This is a genomic window from Gordonia hongkongensis, from assembly GCF_023078355.1.
In the GTDB taxonomy this organism is placed as follows: domain Bacteria; phylum Actinomycetota; class Actinomycetes; order Mycobacteriales; family Mycobacteriaceae; genus Gordonia; species Gordonia hongkongensis.
In genome coordinates this window covers 1,279,871-1,292,850 of record NZ_CP095552.1, presented here as the reverse complement: position 1 = coordinate 1,292,850, position 12,980 = coordinate 1,279,871, and the positions used below count along the sequence as shown (strand labels likewise).

Annotated in this window: 17 protein-coding genes; 4 read left to right on the top strand and 13 right to left on the bottom strand. The window is 65.4% G+C overall.

From position 1 onward, the window contains the following. Positions 1-23: 23 nt before the first annotated feature. From MVF96_RS05850 to MVF96_RS05795, 12 genes are all read right to left on the bottom strand, one after another. On the bottom strand, positions 24-290 hold the full coding sequence (locus MVF96_RS05850) for a hypothetical protein (RefSeq protein ID WP_247451643.1): 267 nt from the start codon (positions 288-290) through the stop codon (positions 24-26). A 59-nt stretch (positions 291-349) separates the two neighbouring features. After that, positions 350-664 carry a hypothetical protein gene (locus MVF96_RS05845; protein ID WP_247451642.1) on the bottom strand — a complete coding sequence of 105 codons (315 nt, stop codon included), beginning with the start codon at positions 662-664 and terminating at the stop codon, positions 350-352. 164 nt (positions 665-828) lie between these two features. Continuing rightward, complete coding sequence (locus MVF96_RS05840) at positions 829-1,725, bottom strand: hypothetical protein (protein WP_247451641.1); 897 nt, start codon at positions 1,723-1,725, stop codon at positions 829-831. After that, positions 1,725-1,934, bottom strand: coding sequence for a hypothetical protein (locus MVF96_RS05835; RefSeq protein WP_247451640.1), 210 nt, complete (start codon positions 1,932-1,934; stop codon positions 1,725-1,727). Before MVF96_RS05835 ends, MVF96_RS05840 begins: the two co-directional genes overlap by 1 nt. Before the next feature lie 367 nt (positions 1,935-2,301). Beyond that, positions 2,302-2,550 carry a hypothetical protein gene (locus MVF96_RS05830; protein ID WP_247451639.1) on the bottom strand — a complete coding sequence of 83 codons (249 nt, stop codon included), beginning with the start codon at positions 2,548-2,550 and terminating at the stop codon, positions 2,302-2,304. 172 nt (positions 2,551-2,722) lie between these two features. After that, positions 2,723-2,965: a hypothetical protein gene (locus MVF96_RS05825; protein WP_247451638.1), complete on the bottom strand. Its 243-nt coding sequence runs from the start codon at positions 2,963-2,965 to the stop codon at positions 2,723-2,725. Then, on the bottom strand, positions 2,962-4,575 hold the full coding sequence (locus MVF96_RS05820; RefSeq protein WP_247451637.1) for a hypothetical protein: 1,614 nt from the start codon (positions 4,573-4,575) through the stop codon (positions 2,962-2,964). Before MVF96_RS05820 ends, MVF96_RS05825 begins: the two co-directional genes overlap by 4 nt. Beyond that, on the bottom strand, positions 4,572-4,898 hold the full coding sequence (locus MVF96_RS05815) for a DUF2742 domain-containing protein (protein ID WP_247451636.1): 327 nt from the start codon (positions 4,896-4,898) through the stop codon (positions 4,572-4,574). The genes MVF96_RS05820 and MVF96_RS05815 overlap by 4 nt, the downstream gene beginning before the upstream one ends. Then, positions 4,898-5,290, bottom strand: coding sequence for a hypothetical protein (locus tag MVF96_RS05810; protein WP_247451635.1), 393 nt, complete (start codon positions 5,288-5,290; stop codon positions 4,898-4,900). The genes MVF96_RS05815 and MVF96_RS05810 overlap by 1 nt, the downstream gene beginning before the upstream one ends. Then, a complete protein-coding gene (locus MVF96_RS05805; protein ID WP_247451634.1) occupies positions 5,291-5,650 on the bottom strand; it encodes a hypothetical protein in 360 nt (119 codons plus the stop codon). After that, positions 5,647-5,841: a hypothetical protein gene (locus MVF96_RS05800; RefSeq protein WP_247451633.1), complete on the bottom strand. Its 195-nt coding sequence runs from the start codon at positions 5,839-5,841 to the stop codon at positions 5,647-5,649. Before MVF96_RS05800 ends, MVF96_RS05805 begins: the two co-directional genes overlap by 4 nt. A gap of 162 nt (positions 5,842-6,003) precedes the next feature. Beyond that, positions 6,004-6,174: a hypothetical protein gene (locus tag MVF96_RS05795; protein WP_247451632.1), complete on the bottom strand. Its 171-nt coding sequence runs from the start codon at positions 6,172-6,174 to the stop codon at positions 6,004-6,006. A 129-nt stretch (positions 6,175-6,303) separates the two neighbouring features. Between MVF96_RS05795 and MVF96_RS05790 the strand changes: the two genes are divergently transcribed. The 4 genes from MVF96_RS05790 (at position 6,304) to MVF96_RS05775 (ending at position 11,237) form a co-directional block, all read left to right on the top strand. Next, a complete protein-coding gene (locus tag MVF96_RS05790) occupies positions 6,304-7,008 on the top strand; it encodes a helix-turn-helix domain-containing protein (protein WP_247451631.1) in 705 nt (234 codons plus the stop codon). Positions 7,009-7,249: 241 nt separating this feature from the next. Then, complete coding sequence (locus tag MVF96_RS05785; RefSeq protein ID WP_247451630.1) at positions 7,250-8,152, top strand: site-specific integrase; 903 nt, start codon at positions 7,250-7,252, stop codon at positions 8,150-8,152. A 544-nt stretch (positions 8,153-8,696) separates the two neighbouring features. Beyond that, the gene (locus tag MVF96_RS05780; protein ID WP_247451629.1) at positions 8,697-10,325 is read left to right on the top strand and encodes a vWA domain-containing protein; all 1,629 of its coding nucleotides are present in this window, start codon (positions 8,697-8,699) and stop codon (positions 10,323-10,325) included. 72 nt (positions 10,326-10,397) lie between these two features. After that, positions 10,398-11,237, top strand: coding sequence for an SGNH/GDSL hydrolase family protein (locus MVF96_RS05775; protein ID WP_247451628.1), 840 nt, complete (start codon positions 10,398-10,400; stop codon positions 11,235-11,237). Between the two features lie 68 nt (positions 11,238-11,305). Here MVF96_RS05775 and MVF96_RS05770 read toward each other — a convergent pair whose 3' ends face one another. Continuing rightward, complete coding sequence (locus MVF96_RS05770) at positions 11,306-12,709, bottom strand: lipase family protein (protein WP_247451627.1); 1,404 nt, start codon at positions 12,707-12,709, stop codon at positions 11,306-11,308. Positions 12,710-12,980: the final 271 nt, after the last annotated feature.

Sequence of the window (12,980 nt, the reverse complement as noted above, 5' to 3'; positions counted from 1 at the left end):
AGTTGTGAAACTCAACCCGGCTCTTACCGGTCTCCCTCGATCGGCTGGACACTGTCATCCGGTGACACCAGGTACGTACGCGCGCGCTGCACACGGTCCTTCGGCAACGGGTTACGAATCCCCGCCTCACGCATCGAATGACCGTTGAACATCCACGCCGGCACACGAATCGGCCGACCCGCCTCGAACGCCTCGGCCACACCCTGCGTGTAGCTGGTGCCGAGGAGAACTCCACGACCCTCAGCGAGGGAGGCGCGGACCGCGCAATGATGCTGCGACCGGGAGACCATCAGCTCCCCCAGAAACCGGTACAGGCCCGCAGACCGGGCACGGGCACCACCAGCAACTCTCACTGCGCTGCCCTCCGCTGCCACCGAGTGTTCGCCGCCCGCTGATGCTGACGCGACTTCACCGCACCCGCACCCTCAAGATCCAGGCGCCCCAACAGGTCAGTGATCGACCGTTCCAACTGCCGCAACTCCGCCGACAGCTTCGCGCCCTGAGACGGCTTCTCCACATCCGCAAACTGACGTTTCAGCGCCTCACGACGGTCGATTTGGTCCCCCAACAGGCGGATCACAACCTGCTCCCGCTCGTCCCACTCGTACGGCAAATTCAGCTCGTCTTCGAGCTGCTGCCTGCGCGTTTCCAACGCATCGAGCACCCGACGAGCCTCCGCCGACCTACGCAAACCAGCCATCAGACCCCCCAATCCGGGGATTTCCCACGCATTGCGCGTGGCGGTTTCCACAGAGCGTTGCGGCTTCCGTCTGGTGGGGCGGGAGGGGGTGGTGCCCCTGGGTGTTGTCGTCATCGTCGGAGTCCGTCTCACTCTGCGTACTGGTGGGCGAGTTCGATGGCGGCGTCGATCCGGCGTTTGGTCTGGCCTTGTTCGGCGGCGGGCACGGTCACGCCTTCGGATCGGACGGGTACAGCTCGGCGACTGGTGTGCAGCTGTTCGAGCTTGGCCATGGTTGGTATCCACAGTTGCGCGTTGTGGGTGACCATCCAGACGAGTTGTTCGACGGGTTCGTTGGGCCACGGTGTCGTGTTTCCGTAACCGTTGTCGCCGCTGTATCCGGCGTGCCCGTACGCCTCGGGCCGCCGCCAATTGGGCCACAGCTCGTCGAGGTTGCCGATGAACAGGTCGGAGGCGTGTGCGTCGGGCTGGTTGCCGGTCTGGCTGGCAATGACGAGGTCCGGGCTCATCGACGTGATGATGTGGCGTTGCGCGATACGGAGGTCGGCGTACTGCTCGGCCCACTTGGTGAGTTCTGCCCACGCTGCGTGTGCGCCGCGGCTGATGGCTTCGGTGGCGGTGGTTGCGCCGGACAGGAGTTGCGCGGCATCGGATGCGTTGGCGACGAGGGTCTGCAGCTCGGTGTCGAGGGCGGCGAGGACGGTGTCGGCGCCGAGCTCGACGATGTTGGCGGCGTCGGATTCGGCGGCGATGCGCAGGTTCTCGAGCAGCTCGATCCGGATGTCGGTGTCGCGGGCCTGGACTCGGTCGCGGACAGCGGTGTCGAGCCACTTATCGGTGATGTCACCGGAAAGCATGGGCTCGAACTCCACGGTTGCCTTGGTTGATACCAGGCCCCTGAGCCGTTCGGTGGCTTGCTGCTGCACGCTGATGGCGGTGGCGAATCCGTCGAGTGTGCGGACTGCACGGTCGAGGTGGGGGTTGGTGCTGCACGCTTTCGTGATGCTGCGGAATGAGATGGACATCAGTTGCCCCGCTTCGAGGGAATGACGCCGGCATGTCCGGGTGTTCCTGGCGTGGCGTTCCATCCCCGGCTGCGGGCGACTTCGAGGGCGAGGTCGATACCGGAGGCGGTGCGGTCGATCGCTCGGGCTCGGCGGGCGAGGTCGGTGTACTCATCGTCGTCGAGGTTGGCTAGGTATTCCTCGACTTCGGTGGGGTTGAGGTCTGGCATTCGCGTTCCCTGTCTCGGTAGTCGAGCACTGTGTGGCGCTCGAAACTCCAGTGTCTGGAGACCTTCCGGCCGTCGAGGGTGGTCGCGATCCGTCGGATGTGGCGGGTGCTGCATCCGAGGATGTTGGCTGCCTCGTCGACCCCAATCGGGTCTGTAAGGGACACTGCCGGAACAGGGGTGGTGCGGACGTCCGTAAGTCCGTTGGCGGACATGGCTTGTGAGGCTGCGGCGACGATGTCGTCGAACTGTGGGCCGGATGATCGGCCGTCGAGCCGGTAGGCGTTCTTCGCTGCGGAGAGAGCGACCACGAGCGCGCGAAGGTGGACGTCGCCCTCGATCTGGACGACGCCACCCAGCGCGCGGGCAGTCATCGGCGGCGGCTCCCGAACCGTCGCAGTGCCTCGACTTTCAGTGCTGCGGTGTCGTAGTCGTTGCGGGACGCTTCGAGGAGCCAGTTCCAAGCGCTGGTTGTGAGGACGGCGATGACCGCGGCGGCGTCGGCGGCGTCGATGTCTGCGATGACGGGTGTGGGGTCGTCTTGTCGGGATGCTGCGGCGAGTAGGTCGGCGACGTGTCCGATGGCGCGTTTGTCGGCGTCGCTGTACTGGTAGCTCATGGTCGGTTCTCCTCGGTGGTTTGGGCTTGGCGGGCGACGGTGTTGATCCGTTGCGGGGTGGCGTCGCGCTGCCGATCGATGTAGTCCTGCAAGCAAGCTCGGCAGGTCCAACCGTGGGCGCTACCGGCGTGGACTCGGCACGGGCCTGAACACTTCTGGCAGACGTGGGCGGTCATCGGTTCGTCCCTTCGTTGGCCGCCGACCGCCAGAGCATCTGGCCGTCCCTCCACGCGATGCGCATTCGGTGTTGGTTCCAGAGTTCGAGGGCGGCAGCGGTGATGTGCATCTCGATGAACTCCGCCAGCGCGGCGTTGAGGTCCTCGTCCGACATGCCCTCGGGGCCCGCGTTCGCGACGATCTCGGAGATAAAACGTCCGCGAGTCACGTCGTCGATCACTGTGTAGTTGTCAGTCATGCTGTCTCCTTCGGGAGGATGGTTGCTGCGAGCAGCCGCAGGTTCTCGTTATCGGTCCGGGTGGCCCCGGAATGGACGACGGCCATTGGCCTCTCTGGAGCACGCTCGGGGACCTTGTGGGCGGGGTCGTCACACTCTTCGCAGCGCCCGGTTTCGGGGTCGAGGGGCATGACGACGAAGCACCCGGGGCAGGTGCCTTGTCGGGGCACCGACGCCGGTTTCGGCGGTGTTTGCGCCGGAATGGGCTGGTCACCCTGGTCACCCTGGTCACCCTTTTCTGACCTGGGCTTTTGTTGGTCACCCTTTGGGTCACCGTCTAAAGGGTGACCAGTTGAAAATGTGTCCTGACCTGCGGTTTCTATAGGGTGACCAGAATTCAAAGGGTGACCAGCTTCTGAGTCGGCCAAACGGACTCGATAACCCGCGGTACCCCTCGATGCCCCTGGCGTCAGAACGATGACTCCCTCGTCTTCCAGCGCCGTCGAGACAGCGTCGAACATGAGCCGCTTTTCCTTGGTGCCGAACCGCTTGCGGAGACCACTCATCGTCTGTTCACCGTCGCGCTTCAACATGCCCAGCACTCGGCTCCGGATCTGGTCCATGCGCCGTTGCTCGTAGACCTCCTCGGCGTCGGCACGAGTCACTGCGCGGGCATTGTTCTTCTTCCGTTCGGCCTTGCGTGACTCGGCGACGATCCAGTCTCGGACTCGGGTGGATTCGGCCATGACGGTCTCGGACAGTTGCCAGTCGAGGCCGGAGACCACCGAGCGGTGATGCAGGACTGCGAGCGTGGCGGCGACCTTGCAGCGGGTGAGCATCGCGTGTCCGTCGAGGGCGTCAGCGTCGCCGCGTTGCCGCGCCAGGTGCGCCGTCCGGACTGTCTCCGCGATCTCCTCGGGGCCGTATTCGATCTGCACCACGCCGTCGTCGCCGGGGGTCCAGAACGGCAGACGAGTGTCGAGGGGTTCGGGGTCCTCGATGACGTCGCCAGGCATGTCCGGGTCGATCGTCAGGAACCACAGGAACCTCTGCGGGGTGCCGCCGGTGGTGTCGTTGAACAGGACCCCGGTGTGTGCCGGTTGGGCGCCGACGCTCATGCACAGCCGGTAGGTGTGCGGTTCGATGATCCGCGTGGTCGCCTCCGACGCGTTCGACTGGCCGAGCTGTTCGCCCATGGCCGCGGACTTGAGCTGAGCGAGTAGGACGGAGCCTTGTCGGGCTGCTAGGCCGGCGAGGGTGTCGATCTCGGGGACGGAGACGATCGCGCGGCTGATCGGCTCTTGGCCCTCCTTCTTGGGCGGCATGAATGTTGCTGCGATGCCTTCGCCGGAGCCGATGGGCCGTTCGATGATTGTTGCGGGCCAAGCCAGTCGAGCGACCTTGTCGGAGATGCCCTTGCCTCCGCCGGATGGGCTGACGAACGCGGCGAGCAGGTTGAGGCTGGCGCGGCCACCGATGATGCCGGGTAGCTGTACCTCGGGTCCGGTGCTGGCGGCGACGCGGAGCAGGACGGCACCGAACACTGCCCAGGGTGCGGCGTAGCGCGCTCTCGCCCATTGTCGGATGGTCTGCAGTTGTGGTGTGGCGTCGAAGAATTCGTCGGGTTTCACGATGCTGCTTTCCTTGCGATGTAGGCGCCGTTGCGCAGTGCGGTGTCTCGATCTCGGATTCGTTGGGCGACCGCTGCCCAGTCACGTGCTTGTGCGAGGTCGACGGCCGCGGCTTTCTCGGCGTCTCGGCGGTTCTGGATCTCGGTGCACTCGGTCTCCAGGACCCACCGAGATCCGGCGGTGATGAGGGCAGCGAGCTTAGCGGGGTCGTCGTCGTCGAGGGCGCACCACTCCGGGCTGCCCGCGATGATGGTGGTTTTGGGACGCGCCGGGAGGCGGCACACGAAGTCGCGCACCGCCCCCCAGTTGACGCCGTAGGACATCAGTCGCGCTCGTCTCCGCAGTCGCACAGCAGGTGATGGTTGGCCGACAACGTCAGCCGCGCATTGTCGATCGCCGTGGTCAGTGAGTCCCGAAGGTGCTCAGCGAGATCCAATGGCAGGTAGCCCTGGATCAGCCGATCGTCTTCGTTGTGCAACCCCCGTGGTGAGACCGCCGCAACGTAAATTGCTGGCACACCATGGTCTTCCTCGTACTCTGCCCAAATGGTGAACACGTCGATCCGAGGAAGCTCGGCACCGTAGTCGGTGTCGTGCCATCCGGCTCCGGTCAGCGGCGTGCTCATCGGTGCGGAGTTGTGTTCGCCCGAGCACGAGCGGTCAGCGGCCTGACAGGTTTCGCACCACGCCTGTTCGTGGAAGGCTGTCCTGGACATCTAGACCTCCTCGCCGGAGAGGAACGAGGCGTGCCGTGCTCGGTCGCGGACCCCGAAGGCACCGATCTCGACGAGATGCCTACCGAGGTACAGCGCGGCGTCCGGCGACATAGTCAGCTCACCGCCGGCGAACGGCACCCGGACTTCGTAGGAGATCACCGGCGCGTCGAACTCCGTCTGGTTGTTCGCCATCCGGCACAGCTCGACGATGACGTTCGGGTCCTGGCGGTCGCGCCAGAAGACACCGTCGATCCACCGTGACGCGACGACGTGCACCCACTCCCCACGCTCCCCGTTGGGCAGCGTGGGGAACTTCTCGAGTGCGATCAGGAAGTCCTCAGTGGCGTTGTAGTGGCTCACTGGGTCACCGCCGTGGTGGTGACGATGGTCTGAGCCGTCATGTGCCCGCCATCGACCTCACCGACGAGACCGGCCAGGTCGAGCAGGTCGTCCATGTTGCGCGGCGTGATGTCGGCGAGCAGCGTGCGCAACATGTCGGCTGCTGGGTCGACGGGGACTCGCGTCCTGTCGGGGGTGTGCACTATGGTCATTGGTAGTTCTCCTCACTGGCGTGGGTATGGACTTCGGGCTCGGAACTGGTTGCAGCCGGTTCCGGGCCATTTTTTGAGCACCGACGAGATCGTCAGTGTGGTCGGGGAACATCTCGATGCCCCCCAGGTCTTCGCGGTCGCGGATGTCGGAGTACCGGTCCATCAGGCGGCGCCGGATTCAAGACGCTCGATGTACTCCTCGATCTGCCTGTCGGTGCTGAAGCGCAGTTTGCCGATTTTCACCGACCCGAGCTGTTTCGACGCCCAGAGCGCGAACACGGTGGATCTGCTGATCCCACCGAGCCGCGATGACGTCGCTTCCCAGTCGTTCACTCGTCGGACCTCCTCTAGGTATTTCCCCTGAGCGACATTTGAATGGGTGAATTGTCGCCCTGAAGCGACTTTCCCACACGCTCTCGAACGTGTCAACGACAAGCACACATTCATGCGTACGATGTCGACATGGAGCAACACGAGAATTGGCAGCGCGCACTGGCGAAGAGGGTGGGCGAAGCGGTGAAGTCCGCTCGGGGTGAGATGAGCGCGGTCGAGCTGTCTACCAAGTGCGAGAAGCTAGGTCTACCGATCCACCGCACGACACTGTCGAAGATCGAAAAGGGCCGTAGCTCATTCGATTTGGCCGAACTGATCGTGTTGGCTCGGGCACTTGACGTCCCGCCGCTCGGGTTAATCTACCCGGACCAACCCGACGGCAAAGTTGAGGTGTGGCCGGGGACCCAAGTCCGGTCGATCGATGCGGCGCAGTGGTTCTCAGGTGAAGGTGGACTGCGCTACAACGGCAAGCGGGATTGGTTGACCGACGCGCTGACTACCGACCTACCGATCAGCGACGCGCGCCGGATTGAAGCCGATCATCAGAACTGGCTGCGGGCGGTTGAGCAAGTCGACAAGTCGAGAACAGACAACGCTCCCGATCCCGAAGTCGCGCTAGCACAGACGCTCGAAAAGACGCGGCGCCAAGCGCTTGCCGGCCGTATCGCACTGGCGATACTGAGCGGCTTGAGCATCGATCTCGGTCGATACCCCGATCAGATCGCGGAGGCAGTCAGGACGATCGTTCGGTACCACGCCGACAGTGATCTGGACCTGTTCGAGGAAGCACTAGACCGCGGCGAGGACCTCACGAGGGGCAGCGATGGCGGGTAGACCACCGCTGCGGATCGGGCAGCACGGGAAGATCACCCGGAAAGATCTGGGCGACGGGATCTGGTTGGCGCGGTGTCGATTCCGAGACCGTGACGGGGTGACAAGACTCGTCGAGCGCAGGTCTCCTGCGGGCGGCGTGGACAAGTACGGCGCCAAGGCCGAGGCCGAGCTAGTCGCAGCACTAGACGGGCGTCGCCCACCGAGCGCCGACGTGTCGGCATCCACCCTCGTGGTCGATTTGATGACGGCCCACATCGAGCGTCTACGCGCGGACGGCGACCTGTCCCCCGTCTCGATCGACGTCTACGACCGCGCCGTCGCCGCGGTTCGTCCCCGGATGGCTGGACTGAAAGTGTCCGACCTGGACCCGGCTCTCTTGCAGGATTTGCTGGCGGGGATTCGGCGTGCCCACGGCGATCGGGAACGGGCTGTGCGCGCTGTCCTGAACGCTGTGCTGACCAGGGCGGTGATGGCGAAGGCGATCGACTCTAATCCGATGAGGGAGCTCGGAAAGGTGCGACGTCGCGGCGACGGGCCGAAGGGTGCGCCGGCTCTGGACCCCGCCGAGGTGTTGCGGGCCTTCAAGCGGGTGAGGACGTCTGCGTATTGCCGGCGGGCGGATCTCCGCGACCCGGTGCTGACGCTCATGGGGACGGGCGTGCGGCGCAGTGAGGTGTTGGGCATCCGGTGGACGGACGTAGACCTGGAGGCTAGGACAGCGACCATCGCGGGCCGGGTCGTCAGGGTCAAGGCGGACGGCCTGGTGTGGCTCTCTGCGACGAAGAGTGGCGCCCCAGGCCGGACGGTGCCGTTGCCGACGTTCGTCGTCGACGCGCTAGCTGAGCGGCGGAAGCGGCGGTCGTCGGACGTGTGGGTGTTCCCGTCGTCGGCAGGTACGTTGCGGGACCCTGACAACTTCAACAAGCAGTGGCGGCGAGCGCGTGGCCTGTTCGATCTCGAGTCTGTGACGTCTCACTCCTGGCGGAAGACGCTGGCGACTGTGATCGACGAGGCCGGTCTCTCAGCCCGCGTCGGCGCCGACCAGCTCGGGCATGCACGGCCCTCGATGACCCAGGATGTGTACTGGAAACGGGGCGTCGTCCACGCCGAGGTGGCCGCAGCGATCGACAGGATCGTGCGCTGAATCCATCGCTTATTCATCGAAAATGGTGGTAGACGACGGTGTATGCACACGAACCGTCGTACACGCAAATCCGGCGAGATGCGTGCTGCGGCTACATGATACGAGACCCAGGACAACTCACGTGAACTCGGTTCGCTAATCCGCAGGTCCCAGGTTCGAGCCCTGGTGGGGGCACCATCATGACGATCCGAAGAGGTCCAGTGCCGAGGTGAGCGTCGATTCCCGCTGCGGTACCACCAGGACGCTCGTCGGCGTACCCGACGGGCTTCCGGACACAATCAGATTCTGCTTGCCGCCCAGAACCGCAGTTCAGATATGCCGAATACCGTCCCGATGGCAGACCAGTAGTTCTGCCCGCGCGGCCGTTCTGAACCGGAGGCACGACCGCCTGCCTTCGCGCCCGAGTCGGCGCGGATTCAGTCTGGCCCTTCGCCGGGAAATGTGCGAACTCGCCTGGAGCACAGCGAGACTCGGTGTCACCTGATCGGACGAACTCTGTCTTCACGGGGCTCGTGGAACGACGGTGCCTGACTACGATTCTCAGGTGACGCTATCCGCCCGGTTGGGCTCTCTGGCCATCCTCTGTCTCCTTGTGGCCGCATGTAGCACGTCGGGCGACGGCAGCCCGAGCTCCCCGTCGGAGAGCACGACCGCGTCCGCCGACACCTCCCCTGTCGTGGTCGTGCTCGACGGATCAGAGTCGATGCTGACTGCCGACGCTCCCGGCCCCCGCATCGACGCTGCACGCGCCGCCGTGACGGATTTTGCGACGGGCCTCCCCGACGGCACACCGTTCGGACTCGTCGCCTACGGGAACACGCTCAGCGCGAAAACGACGCGCCAGGCGGCCGGCTGCCAGGACGTCACGACGATCATGGATCTGGCACCCATCGACAAGGGGGCAGCAACCGAAGCCATCGCCGGTGTCGAGGCCCAGGGATGGACCCCGCTATCGAAGGCTCTCACCCAAGGTGTCGAGCTGCTGGCGGGCAGCGGAGGGTCCGTCGTTCTGGTCTCCGACGGAGAGGCAAACTGCCCGCCCGATCCCTGCGACACGGCCCAGCAGCTGCGCGCTCGCTACCCCGACGTCACGATCAGCACCATCGGCTTCCGTGCGACGAACATCCAGCTGGAGTGCATCGCCCGCGAGGGCGGCGGTGTGTACATCACGGCAGACAACTCGCAACAGCTCGCCGCACGGATTGCCGCCGCCCGTGACGCCGACTCGGCGTCGACGAAGCTGACCAACACCGGCCTGGCCGGGGTCAACCTGGGGTCTCGGGCCGACGAGATCCGAGCGACGACACCTGGCTTCCCGGAGCTGTCCACGGGAACCGTGGACGGCGACCGCGTAGTCGTGCGCTGGCGGGACTGCGAGTGGGTATTCGCCGACGGCGTCCTGGTCGAGATCCGCCCGCTCGGATCGGCGGTCACGACAGTCGACGGGGTGACGGTCGGCACTCCGATGAGTCGCGTCGTCGAACTGTTCGGCAAGCCGGTTCGTGACGACAAGGCCACGTCCACAGCATATTTCGCCGCAGATGAACCCCGCGGTATCGCGCTCAAGGTTTCCTACGACGGCGATGTCGCCAGCGGTACCGTCAAGACTCTCACCCTGTGCACGTGCCTGCCGAAACCGGCTTCACAGGACGAGGCCGACAACTGCGGGCCCACAGCCGATTTCCCGAAGCTTCGGGTCGTCGCCAGAGGTGTTGACTGCCAGACCGCGCTCCGGCTCGTCGAACGCTACGTCGACGATCCCCGCACCCAACGCGGTGATCGCGGCGCGCAACTCGATTCGTGGGGATGCAACATCCTCGGCGCCGCGGAAATCGAGGCGGGCGAGCCGGTCATCCGGTGCACCCGACCCGACGGCGCACAGGTCACGGTCGAGGAACCGAGAGGCGCTTCGACGGAGAACACGGCCCCGACGAAGCAGCAGGTCTGCGACGCCTGGCAAAAGGTCTCTGACCTCTACCGCACCAGGAATCTCATCAACTCTCGCGGCCCATCGGGTGGTCTGGAAGCCGTTGCGAGACTTGGTGAACTCGCCCAGCAGTTTCCCGCCGAGGCGCTTCGATGGGAAGGAGCTCAACTATCTGAGGCTGCCGACAGCGGCTCGGTCACTTTGACGGAGTTCAACTCGAAACAGAACCTGAAGGCCTTCTGCTGAAGAAGGCAACGCGCCCCCTCGTCCCGCAAGAGAAACCGGAACATTATCATGCTCGACGGCCACAGCTCCCTGATGTCCCGCGTCCGAGCCGCGACTTTCGCAGCCCTCGTCTGTCTGCTCAGCACCGTCCTGGCGGTGCCCGCGACAGCGACCCCGAGTGGCCCCGAATACGTCGCGTTGGGCGACTCGCGCGCTGCCGCGCCAACGAACGGCTCCAGCCTGCGCCCAGACGGATGCGGGCGCACAGATGACGGCTACCCCGTACATGTGGCCGCGCGCCTCGGACTGAGCCTGCGGTCCGTCGCCTGCGTCAACGCCACCACCGCCAATGTCACGACGACGCCACAGCTGACGCTGTACGGTCCGCGCCTCGTTCAAACACACGCGCTGTCGCGGTCGACGCGGCTGGTCACTCTGTCGATCGGCGGTATCGACCTGCAGTGGTGGTCCCTGGTGTCGTCCTGCTTAACGAGGAAGTTCGGCCGCGATGCGCGCTGCCGCGACAACGCCTCGGTGACAAGACGAATCAACTCCGGTCTGGTCTCACTCGCACCCAAGATCGACGCCACGCTGACCCGGATAGGACAGCGCGCTCCCAACGCACGCGTCGTTCTCGTCGGCCACGGCGGCTACTACGGTCAAACCGGCTGCCCAGGTCAGGCGAACATCAGCACCGCTGACGCTGCATTCGTCCTACGGTTCTTCGAGCGCTTCAACGCAGTGCTCCGACACTCCGCTCGAGCACACTCGGTTGTTTTCGTCGACGTGGCCGGGCCTGCCGCCGGACATGACGCATGCGCAGGTTCAGCTCGATGGTTCGAGGGGAACATCTCGCGGTCGGCAACCCAGGTACGCCACCCCACCCCGCTCGGCAGCAAGGCCATCGCAGACCTGGTCGTCGCGGCGCTCTGACCCGACCCGTGGTTGCGCCGACTCCAGCGGAGCGAGGCGTCGAGTCAGAGCCACCCCAGGTCGTCCTGTCAGCGGCACTCACTCCGCGCGGGTTTCCCGCGCAGACGATCGTCGAGCCACGTCAACGTGTCGGGCAGGCCGGCGAAGATCCCGGTCATGTGTTCGGCCGGGTACTCGCGGTACGACGCGGACGCCCCGAGCGCGCACTGCTCGGCGAACAGGGCGCGAGCCTGACTCGCCGGTATCCACCACTCGTAGGTTCCGTGGTAGATCCGCAGCGGCATCGTCGCCCGGTGATCTTTCATCGAGGTGATCGCGAAAAGACGCTCGGCGACGGGTGAACGGTAAGGATCGGGGTCGGCCGACAGAACCTGAGTGGGTATGTGCGACACACCCAGGGCACCCATCCCACTGGTACACAGGTCCCGCATCGGAGACGTGGCCAACCAGCGTGCCGCGTTGTTTGCCATCGCAAGGACTTGGGGACGTTCCCGTGCGACACCGAGCATGGCGGCGTGGAACACCCCGGAACCGAGGTTGGCGTTCATGGCCCCGGCCAGGGAGCGGTAGTCGGCCGGTACGCCGCCGTACGCCGCGCCGACGATCCGCCCGGCCTGCTCCGGGGCGTAGGAATCGGCAAGCTTCGCCGCGGCATTCGTGGCAATCGCGCCACCGGAGTATCCGTGCATGGCGATCGGTCCGGTGGCGAAGTTGTCGGGGTCGAGCCGGCCTGCCGCCCGCAGCGAGTCCATGATCACGTGCGCTGCGACGTACGGTTCGGCGTACGCCATCCGGGGTCCGGTGTGGTCGGGCATGATCACCGCGTAGCCGCGGTCCAAGGCCAACTGCGCGAACGGCGGGATGAGGTCGGTGGTGTTGGTGTCGGCGTGGTAGCCGTGAGCAAGCGTGTAACCGGGCGTGCACTTCGTCCCGAGCGCGACGATCGGCGAATTGTGAACCAGCACCGGACGCGACCGCGGTCCCTTCCACGCCTTGGCGGGGACGAGGAGGGTCGCGGTACCGAAGATCGGCTGATCGCCGGCGTCGACGCTCCGGAACTTGATCTGCCGAGCCGATTGCAGCGGAACCGTCATCAGCAACTGCGCCGTGCGCATGACATCGCGAGTGGCGATCACATCTCCGGCAGCACGGCGTGCGAGGTCGGCCGGCCATTGATCGAAGAACCGGTCGCCGCTCGGCGAGGGCATGACCGTCTCGCGAAGTTCCTGCAGCTCGTGGGAGGCGCCGGGGGTCACCGAGCGCGCAGGTATCCGGTGCAACCTCTTCACCGGCGGTGCCGGCACAGCGGCGTCGATGGCCTCGGGAACCGCGGCAGGCGCCGGACCGAGATTCGGCGGCTCGGCCGACACCTCCGCAGTTCCTCCGATCGCACCGATCGTCATCCCCGTCGCAATCACTGCAGAAATCGCTGCGCGCAGCGCCCAGCCCCGCAGGTTACACCATGCCAGCATCGCCGATACTCCTTGTCACACAAGCAATCCCGGACTGGAACACCCCGCTGGTCAGCCACTTCTCGCATCGAAATCGAACCCCGTCATGGTAAAGGGTTGGCGTTAACGGTCGGCAACGGCCCTGTTGACTGTCCGACGCCGGACCGCCGTTCGGACTGTTCGACGCGATCCTCCGATCGGCCGCCGTCACCCGATCGATGACCTTCGTCGACGTGGCGTCCGACGCCGCTCGGAAGTAGAGCAATCGCAATTTGATCCTGAACACGCTCAG